This is a genomic window from Streptococcus sp. C150 (genome assembly GCF_000187445.1).
GTDB lineage: Bacteria > Bacillota > Bacilli > Lactobacillales > Streptococcaceae > Streptococcus > Streptococcus raffinosi.
Window position 1 is genome coordinate 1,297,153 of record NZ_GL698449.1, and the last position, 18,687, is coordinate 1,315,839.

18 protein-coding genes are annotated in these 18,687 nt (G+C 39.9%); 2 read left to right on the plus strand and 16 right to left on the minus strand.

Features of this window, described 5'->3' with window-relative positions:
• Positions 1 to 49: 49 nt before the first annotated feature.
• The 7 genes from HMPREF0848_RS05760 to folB form a co-directional block, all read right to left on the minus strand.
• Positions 50 to 1,117, minus strand: coding sequence for an ABC transporter substrate-binding protein (locus HMPREF0848_RS05760; protein ID WP_008535261.1), 1,068 nt, complete (start codon positions 1,115 to 1,117; stop codon positions 50 to 52).
• Positions 1,110 to 1,889, minus strand: a complete 780-nt coding sequence (locus HMPREF0848_RS05765) for an ABC transporter permease (protein ID WP_037609012.1) — start codon at positions 1,887 to 1,889, stop codon at positions 1,110 to 1,112. Before HMPREF0848_RS05765 ends, HMPREF0848_RS05760 begins: the two co-directional genes overlap by 8 nt.
• Positions 1,886 to 2,680, minus strand: a complete 795-nt coding sequence (locus HMPREF0848_RS05770) for an ABC transporter permease (protein ID WP_021146283.1) — start codon at positions 2,678 to 2,680, stop codon at positions 1,886 to 1,888. Before HMPREF0848_RS05770 ends, HMPREF0848_RS05765 begins: the two co-directional genes overlap by 4 nt.
• Complete coding sequence (locus HMPREF0848_RS05775) at positions 2,664 to 3,818, minus strand: ABC transporter ATP-binding protein (protein WP_008535263.1); 1,155 nt, start codon at positions 3,816 to 3,818, stop codon at positions 2,664 to 2,666. Before HMPREF0848_RS05775 ends, HMPREF0848_RS05770 begins: the two co-directional genes overlap by 17 nt.
• Before the next feature lie 46 nt (positions 3,819 to 3,864).
• Positions 3,865 to 4,767 (minus strand): UDP-N-acetylmuramate dehydrogenase, encoded by a 903-nt coding sequence (gene murB, locus HMPREF0848_RS05780; RefSeq protein WP_008535264.1) that lies wholly within the window; start codon positions 4,765 to 4,767, stop codon positions 3,865 to 3,867.
• 188 nt (positions 4,768 to 4,955) lie between these two features.
• Positions 4,956 to 5,447, minus strand: coding sequence for a 2-amino-4-hydroxy-6-hydroxymethyldihydropteridine diphosphokinase (gene folK, locus HMPREF0848_RS05785; protein WP_008535265.1), 492 nt, complete (start codon positions 5,445 to 5,447; stop codon positions 4,956 to 4,958).
• Positions 5,444 to 5,803, minus strand: a complete 360-nt coding sequence (gene folB / locus HMPREF0848_RS05790) for a dihydroneopterin aldolase (RefSeq protein ID WP_008535266.1) — start codon at positions 5,801 to 5,803, stop codon at positions 5,444 to 5,446. Before folB ends, folK begins: the two co-directional genes overlap by 4 nt.
• Before the next feature lie 222 nt (positions 5,804 to 6,025).
• Here folB and HMPREF0848_RS05795 point away from each other — a divergent pair, with 222 nt between their 5' ends.
• Positions 6,026 to 7,477 carry an alpha-amylase gene (locus HMPREF0848_RS05795; protein WP_037609015.1) on the plus strand — a complete coding sequence of 484 codons (1,452 nt, stop codon included), beginning with the start codon at positions 6,026 to 6,028 and terminating at the stop codon, positions 7,475 to 7,477.
• Positions 7,478 to 7,514: 37 nt separating this feature from the next.
• Here HMPREF0848_RS05795 and folP read toward each other — a convergent pair whose 3' ends face one another.
• The 9 genes from folP to HMPREF0848_RS05840 all read right to left on the minus strand — a co-directional run bounded on the left by folP (position 7,515) and on the right by HMPREF0848_RS05840 (position 16,751).
• The gene (gene folP / locus HMPREF0848_RS05800) at positions 7,515 to 8,315 is read right to left on the minus strand and encodes a dihydropteroate synthase (protein ID WP_008535271.1); all 801 of its coding nucleotides are present in this window, start codon (positions 8,313 to 8,315) and stop codon (positions 7,515 to 7,517) included.
• An 8-nt stretch (positions 8,316 to 8,323) separates the two neighbouring features.
• Positions 8,324 to 8,887, minus strand: coding sequence for a GTP cyclohydrolase I FolE (gene folE / locus HMPREF0848_RS05805; protein ID WP_002884345.1), 564 nt, complete (start codon positions 8,885 to 8,887; stop codon positions 8,324 to 8,326).
• Between the two features lie 146 nt (positions 8,888 to 9,033).
• A complete protein-coding gene (locus HMPREF0848_RS05810) occupies positions 9,034 to 10,878 on the minus strand; it encodes an APC family permease (protein WP_008535274.1) in 1,845 nt (614 codons plus the stop codon).
• A gap of 63 nt (positions 10,879 to 10,941) precedes the next feature.
• Positions 10,942 to 12,204: a bifunctional folylpolyglutamate synthase/dihydrofolate synthase gene (locus HMPREF0848_RS05815; protein ID WP_008535275.1), complete on the minus strand. Its 1,263-nt coding sequence runs from the start codon at positions 12,202 to 12,204 to the stop codon at positions 10,942 to 10,944.
• A gap of 118 nt (positions 12,205 to 12,322) precedes the next feature.
• Positions 12,323 to 12,571 (minus strand): KH domain-containing protein, encoded by a 249-nt coding sequence (locus tag HMPREF0848_RS05820; RefSeq protein ID WP_008535276.1) that lies wholly within the window; start codon positions 12,569 to 12,571, stop codon positions 12,323 to 12,325.
• 11 nt (positions 12,572 to 12,582) lie between these two features.
• The gene (rpsP, locus tag HMPREF0848_RS05825; RefSeq protein ID WP_008535277.1) at positions 12,583 to 12,855 is read right to left on the minus strand and encodes a 30S ribosomal protein S16; all 273 of its coding nucleotides are present in this window, start codon (positions 12,853 to 12,855) and stop codon (positions 12,583 to 12,585) included.
• Positions 12,856 to 13,018: 163 nt separating this feature from the next.
• On the minus strand, positions 13,019 to 14,413 hold the full coding sequence (locus tag HMPREF0848_RS05830; protein WP_037609017.1) for a hypothetical protein: 1,395 nt from the start codon (positions 14,411 to 14,413) through the stop codon (positions 13,019 to 13,021).
• 112 nt (positions 14,414 to 14,525) lie between these two features.
• A complete protein-coding gene (locus HMPREF0848_RS05835) occupies positions 14,526 to 15,851 on the minus strand; it encodes a sensor histidine kinase (protein ID WP_198003208.1) in 1,326 nt (441 codons plus the stop codon).
• A 162-nt stretch (positions 15,852 to 16,013) separates the two neighbouring features.
• Positions 16,014 to 16,751 carry a LytR/AlgR family response regulator transcription factor gene (locus HMPREF0848_RS05840; RefSeq protein WP_008535280.1) on the minus strand — a complete coding sequence of 246 codons (738 nt, stop codon included), beginning with the start codon at positions 16,749 to 16,751 and terminating at the stop codon, positions 16,014 to 16,016.
• A 212-nt stretch (positions 16,752 to 16,963) separates the two neighbouring features.
• Between HMPREF0848_RS05840 and HMPREF0848_RS05845 the strand changes: the two genes are divergently transcribed.
• Complete coding sequence (locus HMPREF0848_RS05845; RefSeq protein ID WP_037609019.1) at positions 16,964 to 18,232, plus strand: matrixin family metalloprotease; 1,269 nt, start codon at positions 16,964 to 16,966, stop codon at positions 18,230 to 18,232.
• The last annotated feature ends 455 nt before the right edge of the window (positions 18,233 to 18,687 follow it).

An 18,687-nucleotide genomic window follows, 5' to 3' on the forward strand; every position in this document is an offset into this window, starting at 1 on the left:
CATTTGAAGCATTGTTTTACTTTGAATCTAGCACTTAAACTTAGAAGGCTTATTTACGATACATCTTAACTTGAAGGTAAATATCGTTATAGATGCCTAGCCATTTTTGGCCTAGATTATCATAGACTTCTAGGTTTTTGATTGTTGACTCTGATGGATAAAAGGCTTTATCATCAGTAATCCGCTTTGGAAGCAAGGCTTTGGCTGCATCGTTAGGTGTTGCATAGCCGATGTATTCGGCATTTTGAGCTGCATTTTCTGGCTTAAGCATGAAATTGATAAAGGCATAGGCCTCTTTTTTGTGCTTAACTGTCTTCGGGATAACCAGATTATCAAACCAAAGATTTGAGCCCTCAGAAGGAACAACATAACGAAGATTCTCATTTTTATCAAGCATCTCACTAGCTTCCCCTGAGAAGGTTACTCCGATAGCAGCATCACCTTGAATCATGTAGCCCTTCATTTCATCGCCTACAATAGCTTTGATATTAGGGGTTAAGCTATTGAGCTTGGTCTCCGCCAAACGCAATTCCGTCATGTTCTTGGTGTTCAGACTGTATCCCAAGCTATTAAGTGAAAAGCCAATGACTTCACGTGCCCCATCAACTAGCATAATTTGGTCTTTGTAATCAGGCGACCAGAGATCATTCCAATGCTGAGGAGCTTTTTTTACCAATTTTGTATTATAGACAATGCCAACAGTCCCCCAAAAATAAGGAATGGAATAATCATTGTGAGGGTCGAAACTAAGTCCCTTGAAGCTTGAGCCAATTTGATCAAAGCCATGGATTTTAGATTTATCCAATTTCACCAACAGGTTTTCCTTAACCATTTTATCAATGGTATAGTCTGACGGTACAGCAATGTCGTAGGTAGTCCCCCCCTGCTTAATCTTGGTATACATGGCCTCATTGGAATCAAAAGTTTCATACTGAACTTTGATGCCTGTTTCCTTGGTGAACTTGGTCAAGAGATCAGGATCAATATAGTCCCCCCAGTTATAAATCACTAATTTATCAGAGGCACTTCCTGTGTGACTTTGCATATAGGCAGAAATTCCCCAAAGGACAAGTATAATGGCTACAATCCCTAGTAAAAATTCATAGAGTCTACGCATCTTGCTCCTCCTTTTTCTCCTTGGTAATCAAGTAATAGCCAATAACCAAAAGGATAGAGAATAGGAAAACAACGGTTGAGAGGGCATTGATTTCCAAAGAAATTCCCTTACGAGCACGTGAGTAAATCTCCACAGCAAGTGTTGAAAAACCATTACCTGTAACGAAGAAGGTCACGGCAAAGTCATCCAAAGAATAAGTAAAGGCCATAAAATAACCAGCGATAATTCCAGGTGTCAAGTATGGTAGCATTACCTCTTGCAACATCTGCCACTGGGTCGCACCCAAGTCATAGGCCGCATTTACCATATCACGATTCATTTCCTTGAGACGTGGTAAAACCATGAGAACCACAATTGGAATTGAAAAGGCGATGTGGCTTAGCAAAACAGAGACGAAACCGAGCTGAAAGCCAATTAAGGTAAATAGAATTAAGAAACTGGCACCAATCATAACGTCAGGTGCAACCATGAGCACGTTATTTAGAGATAAAATCCCCGTTTGCTGCCTCTGTTTGCTCTCATAGATAAAGATAGACCCGAAGGTACCAATGAGTGTCGCTAAGAGAGCACTAAGAAAGGCTAAGAAGAAGGTTTGAGCCAAAATCAACATGAGTCGACTATCTGAAAACATACTCTGATAATTATCCAGCGTAAAGCCTTTGAAATGATTCATATCGCCACCACTATTGAAAGAATAGGCGATTAAATAAAAGATAGGCAAATAGAGGATAACAAAGACAAAAACGAGATAGAGATTTGCAAATTTTTTCATTGACGTCTCTCCTTCGTTAACCACATAGTCGCAATCATAGCAGCAATGAGAACAACCCCAATGGTTGCCCCCATCCCCCAATTTTGCGTTGTGAGGAAGTGCTGTTCAATAGCCGTTCCTAGTGTAATCACTCGGTTACCACCAATCAAGCGTGTCAACATAAAGAGACTGAGACTAGGGATGAAGACTGATTGCACACCTGAACGAACCCCATTAAGCGACAAAGGAAAGATAACCTTAGTAAAGGTCTGCCAATCATTAGCACCCAAATCCTTGCTCGCATTAACGATATTTTCATCCAAATCATCTAGAGCATTATAAATCGGCAGAATCATAAATGGTATTTCGATGTAGCTGGCTACAAAAATAAAGGAGAAATCCGTAAAAAGGATTTGCATAGGTGCAATACCAAAGAAACCAAGAAAGGCGTTAATCCCACCTTGTTGACCAAAAATCCCCATAAAGGCATAAGCTTTAAGAAGAAGATTGACCCAGGTCGGCAAAATGACAAGCATTAACCAAAGCTGTTTATGCTTGAGTCTCGTCAAAAGATAAGCCGTAGGATAGGAAATGAGGAGAGTGACTATAGTAATAATAGCCGCATAAAGAACCGAGTTGAAGCTCATCCTCAAGTAGGTCCAACTGGAAAAGAAGGTCCCGTAATTATCTAAAGTAAAGTTGCCACTGATATCAAAGAAAGACTGATACAAGAGCATGAGCACTGGAGCAACCACGAAGAGTAGGAGCCAAAGGAGGTAAGGAACCGAGAAGAGGCTAGCTGTTTTCTTCATGGCGCTCCTCCTCAATGGCATTAATCAAGCCATCTTCATGCTCTTCCACTTCCACATATTCTTCAATACGGGCATCGAATTCTTCTTCTGTCTCATTAAGACGCATGATATGAATATCCTCAGGCGTAAAATCAAGACCGATAATCTCACCCTCAATCGCCTTACGGGTCGAGTGGATCATCCATTCATTGCCAAGATTGTCATAGGCAATAATTTCATAGTGAACCCCACGAAAGAGTTGCGTTTCCACTCGAACTTGCAGCTTCCCTTCTTCAGGAAGCGTGATTTGTAAATCTTCAGGACGGATAACCACTTCAACAGGTTCGTTAGGACGCATTCCTCCATCAACAGATTCGAAGCGTTTTCCATTGAACTCAACCAGATAATCCTCAATCATCACGCCAGGAAGAATGTTGGATTCTCCAATAAAAGTAGCTACAAAGTGGTTGATAGGCTCATCATAGATATCAACAGGGGTTCCTGACTGAACAATTTCCCCATCATTCATAACAAAAATCCAATCCGACATAGCCAGGGCTTCTTCTTGGTCGTGGGTAACAAAGACAAAGGTAATCCCTAGTCGCTGCTGCAATTCACGCAACTCGTATTGCATTTCAGTACGTAGCTTCAAATCCAGTGCTGACAGAGGCTCATCTAAAAGGACCACTCGTGGTTGGTTGATAATCGCACGGGCAATGGCCACCCGTTGACGTTGTCCACCAGATAATTTTTGAATTGAGCGCTTTTGATAACCATCTAGTTGAACCATTTTCAAGGCTTCTTCTACACGCTCTTCAATCTCCTTTTTAGGGACCTTTTTTAACTTAAGCGCAAAGGCCACATTGTCAAAGACATTCATATGTGGGAAGAGGGCATAAGATTGGAAAACGGTGTGGACATCCCTTTTATTGATAGGGATATCATTGATACGTTTTCCATCTAAAAGGACGTCACCACTGGTCGCATCCAAGAGGCCAGCAATGATATTCAAAATGGTTGATTTCCCAGAGCCAGAAGCTCCAAGAAGAGTATAGAATTTTCCTTCTTCTAGTTCGAAGTTGATGTCTTTTAAAACTTGTGTGCCACTGTCTTCAAACACTTTTGAGACGTTTTGAAAGGCAATAATCGGATTAGTCAATTGTCATAAGTCCTCCATAAAAATTAAATATAAGATAGGGGTTGATTTAGTTAAGCTTATCACCAATGATACGAACTTCAGGTTCTAAGGTAACTCCAGAATTTTCCTTAACCTTGGCAATGACATCGGCGATAAGATCCTCATAATCTTTAGCTGTTCCTTGATCCACATTGACCATGAAACCAGCATGCTTGGTTGAAACTTCAACACCACCGATACGATGTCCTTTAAGATTAGCTTCCGTAATAAGCTGACCAGCAAAGTGGCCTGGTGGGCGTTTAAAAACAGAACCACATGAAGGGTATTCGAGAGGTTGCTTAAGTTCACGTAAGTGATTGAGGCGATTCATTTCATTCTTAATTTGATGATAGTCACCTGGATGGAGATTAAACTTAGCTGAAATAACAACTTCACCAGTCTCCTGAAGAACCGAGCGACGGTAACCAAAACGCATGTCACGTGCCGCAATGGTACGAATATCACCGTCTTTTGTCAAAACCTGAGCAGAAACCAAGATATGAGCAATCTCTCCGCCATAGGCCCCAGCATTCATGAATACAGCACCACCAACACTACCTGGGATGCCTGCTGCAAATTCAAAACCAGTCAAGCTTTGGAAACGAGCCACCTTTGTTGTCGCAATCAAATTAGCACCCGCTTCTGCTTCAATTTGATAACCGTTTACTGCAATACCGTTAAGCTTGTCAAACATAATCACAAAGCCTCGGATACCGCCATCACGGACAATCAAATTACTAGCATTTCCAAGAACCATCCAGGGAATCCCTTGCTTATTAGCAAATTTGACAATACGAGAAAGCTCATAACGATTACGTGGAAAGGCCAAATAATCTGCTGGTCCACCAACCTTGGTATAGGTGTAACGTTTTAAGGGTTCATTGAAACGAATATCAATTCCCACTAAATCTTTTTTTAATTCATCAAGCATATTTTTTCCATACTTTTCTATTCTTTTTATTTCTTCGTAGGCATTGTGATAGGCTTCCCTATCATTAAAGGCAGAACCTACAAATGTGTTACTATTTTCCCCTCGAACATCGAGGAAAAATACAGCAAAAGCCAAGATTAATTATAGCAAAAAATCCCCATCTTGACGACAAGGAATTTTAGTAAAAACTAGTCCGAAGTCACGAATTTGTGAACATCATTAGTGTCTAATTGACTCAAATAATTTTCGTAGGTTTGACCAGTTTGAGGCTCAACTAAGTCCTTTGCAATTTCTAGCAGAGGAACCAAAACAAAGGCTCTCTGAGTCATGAAAGGATGTGGTACTATCAGATGCTCAGTCTCCCAAATTTCCTGTCCATAGAGAAGAATATCAATATCCACGGTCCGGGGTCCCCAATGCTCATGGCGAACGCGATCCAAGTCTTTCTCAATGGCCTGACAAGCACTGAGTAGGCTTTCAGCTGGCAACTGCGTTTCTAATGCCAAGGCGAGGTTTAAAAAATCAGCCTGATCTGTTAGCCCCCAAGCGGCTGTTTCATAATAAGAGGACACGGTTTCAACCTCAGTATCAGTCAACTGCTTCAAGGCTTCCACAGCTCTTTGGAGATAGCCTTGGCGGTCGCCCATGTTAGACCCCAAACTCAAGTAAACTTTTGTCATCGGCTACGCTCCAACTCAATTCCCACACTCTTGTAATGTCCGTTAATAGGTGGATTCTCCTTATAAATACGAATCTTAATGGCTTGGATAGGGCCAAATTGAGCAAATAAATCTTCGCAAATAGCACCAGCTAAACGCTCAATTAAGCTATACTTTACTTCTTCCACCTGTCTCTTCACAGCCTCAAAAACCAAGCCATAATGAACCGTATCTACTAGTTCATCACTTCGTGAGGCTTTGGCCAAATCAACTGCCAATTCCAAATCCACCACAAAAATCTGTCCTAGGGTTTGTTCTTCAGCAAAAGCACCATGATAGCCATAGAAACGGCAACCATTCAAAATTATTTTATCCATTTACTCTCCTTTAGACGACTAAACTTACCCTTATTCTAGCATAAAACAGCTAAAAAGTTACGCTCTAATTCGTATGATTTTTTAGACAAAACAGAGACTTTTGTCACTTTATTCAATGCGAACGCTTGCACAATTATTCTTATTTGATAAAATAAAGGTGCAGAGGTTAAATAACCTACTGCTACAACATCTATGACTTTCTCAATGAACAAGGAATTAACTATGACAAATCAAACCGCAATGCAATATTTTGAATGGTATCTCCCAAGTGACGGTCAACACTGGAACAATTTGGCTGAAGATGCCCAACATTTAGCAGACCTAGGCATCAGCCACGTTTGGATGCCACCCGCTTTTAAAGCTACAAACAAAGATGATGTTGGTTACGGAGTCTATGACCTCTTTGACCTTGGAGAATTCGACCAAAAAGGAACTATTCGCACTAAGTACGGTTTCAAAGATGAATATCTCAATGCTATTAATCGCCTCAAAGAAGTTGGTATTGTACCTATGGCCGACGTTGTGCTTAATCACAAGGCGGCAGCAGATAAACTTGAGACCTTCGAAGTGGTCGAAGTTGACCCAGAAGACCGTACCCAAGAGATCAGCGAACCATTTGAAATCGAAGGCTGGACACATTTCACCTTTGACGGACGTAATAAAGCCTACGACGATTTTGAATGGCACTGGTACCACTTTAACGGAACCGACTTCGATGCCAAACGTAATAAAAGTGGTATCTATCTTATCCAAGGTGACAACAAAGGCTGGGCAGACAACGACTTGGTTGACAACGAAAATGGTAACTTCGACTACCTTATGTATGCCAACCTAGACTATAAACACCCTGAAGTTATTGAAAATATTTACGAATGGGCAGACTGGTTCGTTGAAACAACAGGCGTTCAAGGGTTCCGAATGGATGCCGTTAAGCACATTGATTCTTTCTTTATGCGTAATTTTATTCGCGATGTCAAAGAAAAACAAGGTCAGGATTTCTATGTCTTTGGTGAATTTTGGAATGGTAACGAGGAGGATAACAATACCTATCTTGAAAAGATTGAAAAACGTTTTGACCTTGTCGATGTTTCCCTCCACAACAATCTACACAACGCTAGCACAGCGGGAGCTGATTATGATTTAACAACAATTTTCGATCATTCCTTGGTCAAAAATCATCCTGAACATGCCGTGACCTTTGTAGACAACCACGACACTCAACGCGGACAAGCTCTAGAATCTACTGTTGAAGAATGGTTTAAACCAGCTGCTTACGCTCTCATCCTTCTCCGTGAAGACGGTCTTCCTTGCCTATTTTATGGTGACTACTATGGTATTGAGGGTGAATTTGCCCAAGAAAATTTCCAAGAGAGCCTAGATACCTTGCTCTACGCTCGTAAAGACCTAGCTTACGGTGAGCAAACAGACTACTTTGATGATCCAAACTGTATCGGGTGGACACGCTCTGGCAACGAAGATGGGGCTCCATTAGCTGTAACGATTTCTAATGATGCTGCTAACAGCAAGTCTATGGAAATTGGTAGTGATTGGGCTGGACAAGCCTTCTATGACATTCTTGGAAACTGCTCTGATACTGTAACCATTGACGAAGACGGATGGGGAGACTTCCCGGTTTCTGAAAAATCTGTCAGCGTTTGGACAATTCAAGACTAAGAAAAAAAGCTCAATTTGTACTGAGCTTTTTTTAGTATCATAAAATTCCTGAAATAGTCTTAACGATATCACGATTGGCATCAACATTATGCACACGAACAATCTGACAGCCCTTGCTAACAGCATAGCCAGATAGAGCAGCCGTTCCCTGATCGCGGTCCTTAGCTTGGGTATTTCCACCTAGTAGGTAGTTCACAACACGCTTACGAGAAATCCCAAAAAGAACAGGATAGCCCAAGGCAACGACCTTGTCCAAGCCTTTTAGCAGGTCAATATTGTGTTGGACATTTTTCGCAAAGCCAAAGCCTGGATCAATCCAGATATTGTCCTTGGCCACACCTGCTTCCAAGGCGGCCTGGGCACGTTGACTGAGGAATGTACAGACATCTTCTGTGACATCATTGTATACTTCTTCTTTTTGATTATGCATGAGAATAATCGGCACATTCTTTTCAGCTGCTAAAGCTAGCATCTGACCATCATAGAGTCCAGCCCAGACGTCATTTAGAATATCTGCCCCTGCTTCAAGAGCAGCTCTGGCAGTAGCTGTCTTATAGGTATCAATACTGATGAGCACATCATATTTTGCCTTGATAGCCTGAATAACTGGCACGATACGAGCAATCTCTTCTTCCTCAGTCACAAATTCTGCTCCTGGTCCTGTAGATTCGCCACCTACATCGATAACGGCTGCTCCCTGGGCAATCATACGCTCAACCTGAGCTAACGCATCCTCTACAGTGTCAAAATCGCCACCATCTGAGAAAGAATCAGGGGTGACATTCAAGATTCCCATAATGCAGGCCTTACCTGCAATTTCATGTTTACCAATAAACATTTTAACTCCTAAAAATCACGCATCAAAGAAAGAATTTCCTTACGTTCTTCACGGTCTTCTTTATAAAGGCCTTTAGCAACTGTTGTGATGGTCTTACTTCCTGGTTTCTTAATACCACGCATGGTCATACACATGTGTTCTGCTTCCACCATGACAAAAACACCTCGAGGATTAAGGGCTTCTTCAAGCGCTGTAGCGACTTGATCTGTCAGACGTTCTTGCAATTGTGGACGACGGGCCGCCACTTCAACAGCACGTGCTAATTTTGACAGTCCAGTCACTTTATCCCCACTTGGCAGATAAGCTACATGAGCCTTTCCATAAAAGGGAACCAAATGATGCTCACACATAGAGTAAAAAGGAATATCCTTGACAAGGACAACTTCGTCATGTACTTCTGAGAAGACTGCTGTAAACTGATCTTTAGGGTCTTCATTTAAACCTGAAAACATCTCAGCATACATCTTAGCCACACGTTTTGGCGTATCCAAAAGACCTTCACGCTCAGGATTCTCACCCAAAGCTTCCAATAATTGATAGACTGCTTGTTCTACTTTTTCTTGATTTGCCATAATTTCCTCCTGAAACGTTATAGTACTATCTATTATAACTCATTTTGCTCGATTTTTCTTGCAAAAAATAAAATTGCCTAGCTGAATTCTAACTAAAAAAAGCGAAGACTCCCCATCACATGGGGACTATCTTCGCTTGTCTTTATTTAATCTTTCAAGTGGTAAGAATATGATGAAATGACAATATTCTCACGCCATTTGAGATAATATTTCAATCGTAAACTCATCTGGTTGTGAAGCATGGTTTGCCATGATTTTTTCGGAACAAACTGTGGAATCATAACAGTCAGAGTCGCATTCTCCTTTTCAGCCTGAGTAGCTACTTCGTCTACATATTGAATAGTTGACTGCGTAATTGAACTGTAAGGTGATTGGATATGAACCATCTCGATTTCTGGGAAATATTTTTTAAACTCTTGTTCGGTTTCCTTGTCCTTATTCTCTGTATCTTTAGTAGACACATGCATAGCGATAACCTTATCACCAATAGAACGTGCATAAGAAATAGCACCAATATTAGCTTTTGTAACATTCCCCACCAAGATAAGGACAATATTGCCTTGATAATGATGTTCTTTGACTTGACCATCAATACGCAACTGTTGAGCAACCCCATTATAATGTTTCTTGATCTTAAGGAACATCCACATCAAAATCGCAATAATAGGGAAGAATGGCCAAATATCTCCTAGACGGAAAAGGAAGAGAATGAGAACGATGGCATAACAAATTAGGGCACCTAAAATATTAGCTAAAGAGTGTTTCCAGAATCCCTTACCATATTCACGAATCCAATGGACAACCATACCCGTTTGAGAAAGTGCAAAAGGAATGAACACCCCAATAGTATAAAGAGGAATCAAACGTTCTGTATTTCCTCGGAAAATGAATAAGAGGGTAATGGCCCCAATAGCCAGCGTCAAGATACCGTTAGAGTATCCCATACGTGCACCTTTTTCAAGATACATATGAGGCATGTATTTATTCTTGGCCATATTAAAGGACAACATCGGAAAGGCTGAAAAACCAGTATTTGCTGCCACTGCAAGAATCATAGCAGTTGAGAACTGGAAGATATAGAATAAGATACTGCCAATCCATGAATAGCCAAGAATTTCTCTAGCCATCTGCGCCAAAATCGTCACACCTGAATGAGGTGTAATACCAGTCCACCAGTTAAGGAAGGTAATTCCTGCAAACATAATCCCCAAAATGCTTGACATGATAAAGAGGGTTGATGCAGCATTTTTAGGCTTAGGTTTCTTAAAGAAAGGCACCGCATTAGAAATAGCTTCCACCCCTGTCAATGAAGCCGAACCTGAAGTAAAGGCCCTTAAAATAAGAATCACTGACACACCTGTAATCGGTTGACCTAAATGTGCCGTAGCCGCATAAGGCATATGACCCGTTAAGATCTGTAAGAAACCAAATCCTAATAAGAACATCGTTGAGACAATAAAGAGATAAACAGGAATCATCAAAGATTTCGCCGATTCACGCATTCCCCTGAGGTTCATCACCATCAAAACAAGCACCAAAATCATTGAGATTTCCAGATTATAGGGATGAAGTAAAGGAATAGCTGAGGTAATGGCATCCGCACCTGAGGCAACTGAAACGGCTACTGTCAACATATAGTCGACTAAGAGGCTACCTCCAGCTATCAAACCAAACTTAGGTGACAGATTTTCCGAAGTTACCATGTAGGCGCCACCACCCTGTGGATAGGCCTTAATGACCTGTCTGTAAGAAATAGTAAGGCTAGCCAAAAGGACTAGAACCAAAACCCCAATAGGGATAGACCACCAAATAGCAGCGCTTGATACAGCCATCAACACCAATACGACCTGTTCAGGACCATATGCGATAGATGATAGAGCATCACTCGACAACATGGCTAATGCTTGAACCTTAGATAATAAGTGATCATCACTGCTATTATCCTGGGTCAAGGGTTCACCTATTAAAATGTTTTTCAGACGTTGAAGCATTTTTTTCTCCTTACTTTTAAAACATATGGGGTATTATACGCCCCTAAGTCTTATCTTTCAAGTCTAAACGTTACTTTTTCGCTCTAAAAGCCATTTTCGAACTTGAGAAATAAAATAAAGAGATCCTGTAATCACATATAATTTGTCCTTATCCGCTGATACATGATTCTTGATCCAAGTTTGGAAGTCTGGAACCTTTTTGTAAGCAGCTGGGTACTTGTCCAATTTGACACTATTTGGATACTCAAAGCTGGTTACTGTCAAATCACCGACCGACTCTAACTGAGCCAACATACTATCAATAGGCTTGGTATCAATAGCTGCAAAAAGCAATTCAATATCCTTATCCGCATATTCTGATTTTAACAAATCAATCAATACCTTAACACTCTCGTTATTATGAGCACCATCTATCATGAGATTAGGCATCAAAAACTCTGTTCGGCCTAGCCAACTTGCATGAGCTAAGGCAGCCTTAATGAGGTCAGGAGTCACTTCTGGATAATCTTTTTGAAGTAGCAAAGAAGTCATGATGGCCAAACTAGCATTAGCCACCTGATGCTGACCAGCCATAGCCAATGAGATATTTTCTAGCTTTTGTTCCTCGTAAGCAAAATCAAAGGAATGACTTGTTCCGTTAGCTGTGAAATCTTTTCCTAACTCGTAGGTCTTAGCCCCTTCTTCATGCGCTTTCTTTTCAAAGACTGCTCGAACATCATCTCGCTCAGTCGCAAAAATAAAGGGAGCTCCATTTTTCAAAACACCAGCCTTTTCGGCCGCAATTTCAGCATGAGTATTTCCCAAAACCGCCTGATGATCCAGACCAATAGATGGACAAATGACCGCTAGAGGACTAAATAGATTAGTCGAATCATGCAAGCCGCCCATTCCAGCCTCTATAAATGCAATATCCACAGGATGGACTTGTCCAAAGTAGAGAAACATCAAAACTGTGATAATCTCAAACTCTGTCGCATTTTCATGCTCTGTCTCTTTTGGTAGACGCTCAACTACAGGCTTAACACGTTCAACCAAGCTAAGCAAATCCTCTTCTGAAATCATACGACCATTGACAGAAATCCGTTCCTTAAAATCAATAATGTAAGGCGAGGTAAAGGTTCCAACTTCATAACCTGCTTGACTAAAAATCGTTTGTAGGGCATTTACCGTAGACCCTTTTCCATTAGTTCCAACGATATGCACAGCCTTCAAATTGTCTTGTGGGTTTCCTAGTTCTTCAAGCATCCAGGCCATACGTTCCAAACCTGGCTTAATGCCAAACTTCAACTGACCGTGAATCCACTCTAACGCTTCTTGATAAGTCATTCTTGCTCCTTCTTTCAGATTAATCTTTGATTTAGGCATTATGTTTAACCCTCACATTATACAAAGGACTTAAAGGGTTAACCAAAAAATGCAAAAAAGACAACCCTAAGGTCGTCTCTTAAGCATTCTCTTTTTCGTCAATAACAAGACGAACCTTCTTACCTTGAGTAGGTACCGAATAGACAATCGCTCTTATCGCCGTAATAGTACGTCCTTTTTTCCCGATAACACGCCCAATGTCTGCTGGGTCGAGGTCAAGATGGTACTCCAAAAACTCAGAGCCATCAATAATTTTAATGGTCAACTGATCTGGTGAAGCAATTAAAGGTTTAACGATAGCGATAATAAGATTTTCAATGGTATCCATAGGCTAAAAAATTATTTTGAGAATTTTGATTCGTGGAATTTCTTCATAACGCCTTCTTTTGAAAGGATGTTACGAACTGTATCTGAAGGTTGTGCACCTTTAGACAACCATTCAAGAATACGATCTTCTTTGATTGTTACTTGGTTTTCTTCAACGAGTGGGTTGTAAGTACCAACTGTTTCGATGAAACGTCCATCACGTGGAGCACGTGAATCTGCAACGTTAATACGGTAGAAAGGTTTTTTCTTAGAACCCATACGAGTCAAACGGATTTTTACTGCCATTTTGTAATATCTCTTTTCTTTAGTTTTTTATTATGGTGGAGGCATTAATCACCTCTCGACCTTATCTAGTATACCATAACATTTTTATGTGTCAAGAAAAAAACTTGACAGACTCAAATTTTCAACAAAAAAAGTTAGAGACAACCTCTAACTCACTTTTTACCTACTTTTTGCTTGTAGTCTTATGATTTTTTTCGTAAGCCACTTTTGCTTCAGCATATTCAGCTTCTAAGCCTTTAGCTGTCGCTTTTGAGACCTTCTCATAAGTATCACGGCTAGTCAGTTTACCATCTTCATTATAGGTAGAAACAACCAAGGTATCCTTATTAACAGTATACGACTTGGTTCGTTTTCCTTTGCGATAAAGTCTATAGTTATCTACATTATCCGAAATATAGTAATCCACTAAGTTCTTATCGGCATTTGGATAAAGTTCTGAGACCACCCGAGTCAACTCACGCTTAAATTCTGAGACTTCCTTGGTATAGGTAATAGACTTATTCCACTGATCAACAACTTGATACTCCTTCAGATAATCTGAAGCCGTAAAAGTAGGCTGGTCCTCCTTACCCTTAGTATAGAAGTAAGAATGTGTCTGTAGATTATTGGAATGGTCAACCTTAAGGAAAGAGACATAAATTTCATTATTGTTTTCATGCTCCTTAAGAGCATTGGTTAACTTGCCAGAATTTTCATCCAAGACTTTTGACGTTTTTAATTCCCAAGTCCCCTCAATGTTACCTGAAGCGTTACGCCAAAAGCCATAAACACCACCAATCAACAGCATCAAAACAACAGCAATAAGGCTAGAAATCAAGGCCCCTTTACCCCAACTTTTTGCCTTCTGTGATTTTTTGTCAATGTTCTGAACACTTTCTAGAAGACGAATCTGACTTTCCAATTTCTTTTCTAGTTTGATTACAGTCTGATCTTCTTTGGACTTGACTTTATCAGCAAGCTTTTCGGCCTTTTTCTTATCACGAGCAGCCTGACGAGCAATTTTCTTGGCCTCTTTTTCTTCTTTTCGGTTGGCTTTTTTCAAGTCCTCAGAACTGTCATGATATTGTGATTCATTGCTGAACACTGGAATATCCTGAATAGTTGCACTCGCAGCACTTGCTGAATGGCTTACTGAATCTGGACGTGTTGGCGCATAACTAGCCAACCGTTCTTTAGCTTCAGCGACACGTTGACGCTGTTCTTCTTCTTTTTGAAGAACCTCAGCTTCACGACCTGATTGAAGCGTCTTCACTTGGAGAGCACTTTCTTGGGATAGCGCTTTTCTCTTTTCTTGAGCCGCATTAGCTAGGGCCTCTTGTGCGCCGTTACGCTCTTTTTGAGACTGGGCTAGTGCTTTTGCAGTTGCAGTTTCTCCATCTAATGATTGATCAGGCGATGCTTGTCCTTGATCAGACGGTGCTTGATTAGTTACTTGGCTTGAGTCTGACTCCTCAGAGAGGATAAACTCTCCTCTTTCTAGAGCCTCTTTAAAATCAATAGGCCTCGGCTTTCGCCCATTGACAGCCTCGAAGTATTCTAACCATTCGTCTTTCAACATAATAAATCCCCCTAAATTAAAAAACACATGATTAACGTTACTATTTTAACATATTTCAAAACATAAAAATAGGGACTAACAAGAATTCTAAAAACTCTTATTAAATCCCCAATTAATCTTGTTTTGGTGTAACGGACAATAACTGCACAAAACGGTGCTGTGCTGACTCCGTTTCGAGTGACACATTGTCATATCTGAAGAGAATTTCTTCAATATTCGCTAAGCCTAAACCACGACCTGTTCCCTTGGTCGAAAATCCTCTTTGCTTCAAAGGAGCTATGTCAATAGAAGCTTCCTTAGTGGAATTTTCAACAGCAATTACCGACTGCCCCTCCATCTTAAAGATAGCAATAGACAACTTTGGTGTTTCTGACAGAACAGCTGCCTCAATAGCATTATCGCAGAGGATTGATGTAATAGTAATCAAGTCCAAGACACGCATATCTGTGAAGAAAACACCTTCTTCGACCTCAACATGACAATGAATTCCCTTATCAAACGCCTCAGCCAGTTTAGAAGATAACAGGCTCTTGAGTGGCATATTGGTTACATGTGTTAGTTTCGCCAAATCAAATTTCTGTTGCTTCAAATCTGATGCTGAATCTTTAAGGACAGTGTCATAAATCATCTTGATCTGGTCAATATCTCTCATCTGTATCGCCTCACTAAGCGAAATCAGAACATTGGTATAATCATGACGAAAACCACGTAGTGTTTCATAAAGGCTCTCAACTTGCTCAGAATACTTTTCTAAATCATCCAAGTGACGACGATTTTCTTTTCGACGCTGATTTTCAAAGTACTCATCTGCATACTTATTGACACTATATACAGCAAAAAGGATAGATGCAAAACCAACTAAGGTTACGATAGGACCAGCATAGTAGAGTGAAAAGAATTGCGAAGCTACAACCACAGCATAGTTAAAAATCACATAACTAATCAAGATAAAGTTAGTGAAAAACATAATTCGACTAAACTTACGGTCTCTCTCCAAGACCCTTAAAGATTTAAAGTCAATATTAAGGAGCTTGGAAAGAGCAACAAAGGTTGGAACAATTAGAAGGTCAAAGAAAATAAAATAAAGGTAACTCTTGTTGAGAAAATCTGAAGTGATATTAAAGGCTGGCATCAAGAAATAAGAATAACCATTAAATATCAACAGATAAATGACTAAAGGGTAGAAGGCATAGAAGGCCAACATATTGGCCGTTCTTTCCTTGCCAAAGAAATAGGCATAGAAAAGAAGATAGAAAGGCGTCATAAAGGACAAGCCGACCCCGAAAGAGGAACCGAGTAATCCTCCTAGGAATTCTACTAAGAAAGCCAAGGGGAGAATCAGTCGGGGAACTCTAACCAAACTGGTCTGTTCATAAATCCATTGTATGACGATAAAATGCAAAAGATACTCTAATGCAATTTGAAAATCAATCATCATATGATAGTTAGCCACCTCCTTCTAGTCATGATAGGTATATGATAAAAGCCACGCTACTATTTTATCACAATTCCCGTCAATAGATGAGATAAAACTGAATAATCATCTCGGTTTTCAGAAAATTTTTAATAACCATTAGAGAAGAAGGATAGGCTAGATACTTTAACGATTTTTCAATCGTTCCAAAAGTTCTTTTTTACGTGTTCGCGAAAGGAGGCAAGACTCATCGTCATCAAAGAAAACCATATTAGCTGTACGATCCACACTTGTCACATTGCTGACATTAACGACGAAAGAGCGGTGGGTTTGGAAGAATATATCATCCAGTTTTGCCACCTCTGCAATTTTCCCATAAAATTCAACCAGGTTTGTCTTGGTATGGGCAATCAACTTATGTGGAACAGGAGCTGTCTCAATATACAAAATGTCATTATAAGGAATACTGACATCATTTTTATCCGTTTTAACAGTGAGACTCTGTGTCTTCGTTTCTTGCTCAACCTGTGACTGGGCAAAATCCAAAAGCTCTACCAAAGCTCTCTTGAGATCCATATCTTCCATGGATTTATCCACAAAATCAAGGGCCTGAATCTTATAACGAAAAGTTAAGGGCATAAACTCCGAGTAGGCTGTTACAAAAGCAATTTGTGCTTTCAAATCTTCTTTTCGAATCTCCAAACCAATATCTAGTCCCTGCTTGGTCTGATTTTTGAGGTCAATATCCAGAAGGTAAATCATGGATTTACCTGAACCTCTGTCAGCATCTAACAATTCCTGACCATTCTCAAAGAATGTGATGTCATTAACAACAGCCTTAGACTCCTCGACCGCTTCGTCCAATAAGCGACCAACACGGTGACGCTGTAAGGCATCATCTTCCAGGATGATAATAGAAAGCATCTTATTTCCCTCTTTCTTTCTAATGCACTTAGCATACCTACTTGTCATTTTATCATATTTAAGCGGATATTATTCTTTTTTTCTGTATAAAGTCTTTTTTTAACGACCAAGTTTTTATTTATATAACAATTGTTATATTGTTGTCACTTTATATTCATTTTCAGATGGTATCATTAGGGCTGTTTTTGTTTTATATTAAAAAGGAGAAAGTTATGTTACGTTTTACTGAAAGGCAAGGATTCCATTCGAAGACCTTGTTAACCCTTGCAACTGTTGGTATCATGAGTGTTTTTCTTTTGGGACATTCTCAGACAGCTTCTGCTGATCAGACTTATGTCTCAGATTCCACTCAGGCACTGACCTTTGCTGAACTTGAGACAAGTACAAATCCTGGTACTGGCACTCAAACACATTCTGCTATTGCTTCTGAAGCACCTGCTACCGTCACCACAATCTCACACACCTCTGTGGATGACCAACATACATATGAAAATGATTTTAATCAATCTACCTCAACTACTCCAACTTTTGACGAATTAGCTCAAAATAGTCAAACAGCAAGTAGCACTGTTAATCGTCAGACCGGAGTCAGAACCTATGAGACTAAGATTCCGACAAGTTCAGAAAGTCATTCTCAATCTCAAGAAAATAAAGCAACATCAAAGACCGAAACTGTCGCACAAGCACAAACCTGGTCAAAAGATGGTGCTACATGGGTTTCAACGACAATTGACAATGGCAATGTTCATAAAATTTTGTCTACCTATTTTCCAAAACCATTAACAGACACGACAAAACCAACGACTACTGGAACTTCTAAACCTAAAACATCAAGTTCTACGGCTAACCAACCCAAGAAACCAGCTACAGTTGCAAACAAGCCTTCAACAACTGCAACTATTCAGCCTAAGAAGCCTGTGACTACCGAAAATAAGCCCACGGCTTCAGGCCAAGCTACTAAACCAGTTGACCGAGTGGCGCAAGTATGGCAAAAGAACAACGTTCTTGTCAAAGAAAATTACAACACACCTCATTGGTCAAGTAATGAAGCAACCATCTTCATCAAAGCTAAAACGCCAGAGATTGTGACTGCTTACAAGGAAGCTATTACCTCTTGGAACAATACTGGAGCCTTTAACTTCCTACTTACCGACGATAAACTAAAAGCTAACATTATTGCTGATGAACGTTATGAAGAAAATGTAGCATCTCCTCTTGGTGTTACCTACTCTACTTATTATGTCCCAACCAAGCAATATAACAATGCTACCGTTTACCTGAATAGCTTCCATGTTAAAAACAACTACTACCAACAAAATGGTGGTAAACTCCTTAACACTGCCCAACACGAACTGGGACATGCGATTGGACTTGATCATAATAGTGCAGTTGCCTCTGTTATGGAACCTAAGGGTGGAAAAACAAGTATCCAACCTATTGATATTAACAATGTTAAGAAGCTCTATGGTAAGATTGTTTAAGGTATTAAACCATTATTATCATTTACAAGCAGAACCTGAGGGATCTGCTTTTTTAATAAAGTGAGATGACCATTCAAGACTATTAATTGACTGTTCATGATTTTTTCTTACACTTTTTAAGAATATGTAAAGTTGTATTCCATATTTCTGGTAAAATAGAAAATGTAAAGAGAGACCGGATGAGGCAAAAAGTTATTTTTATAAGTTTTTACTCACTATTCTCATAAACAGAATAAAATATAGTCTAGGAACCCTTCTTAACATTTATACCTATCTTCCCCAAACACTTTTCCCCCATTCCTAGATTTCCAGATCTCTCCTATAATTAACGTCTAGCTGCTTTAGTTAGACGTTTTTTCTTTTATCTACTTTCCATAAATACATTTCTTAGGATACTGTAATAGTAATCACTCAAAATAGATTGTACAAAGCTACCATTCAAGACCATTAATTGA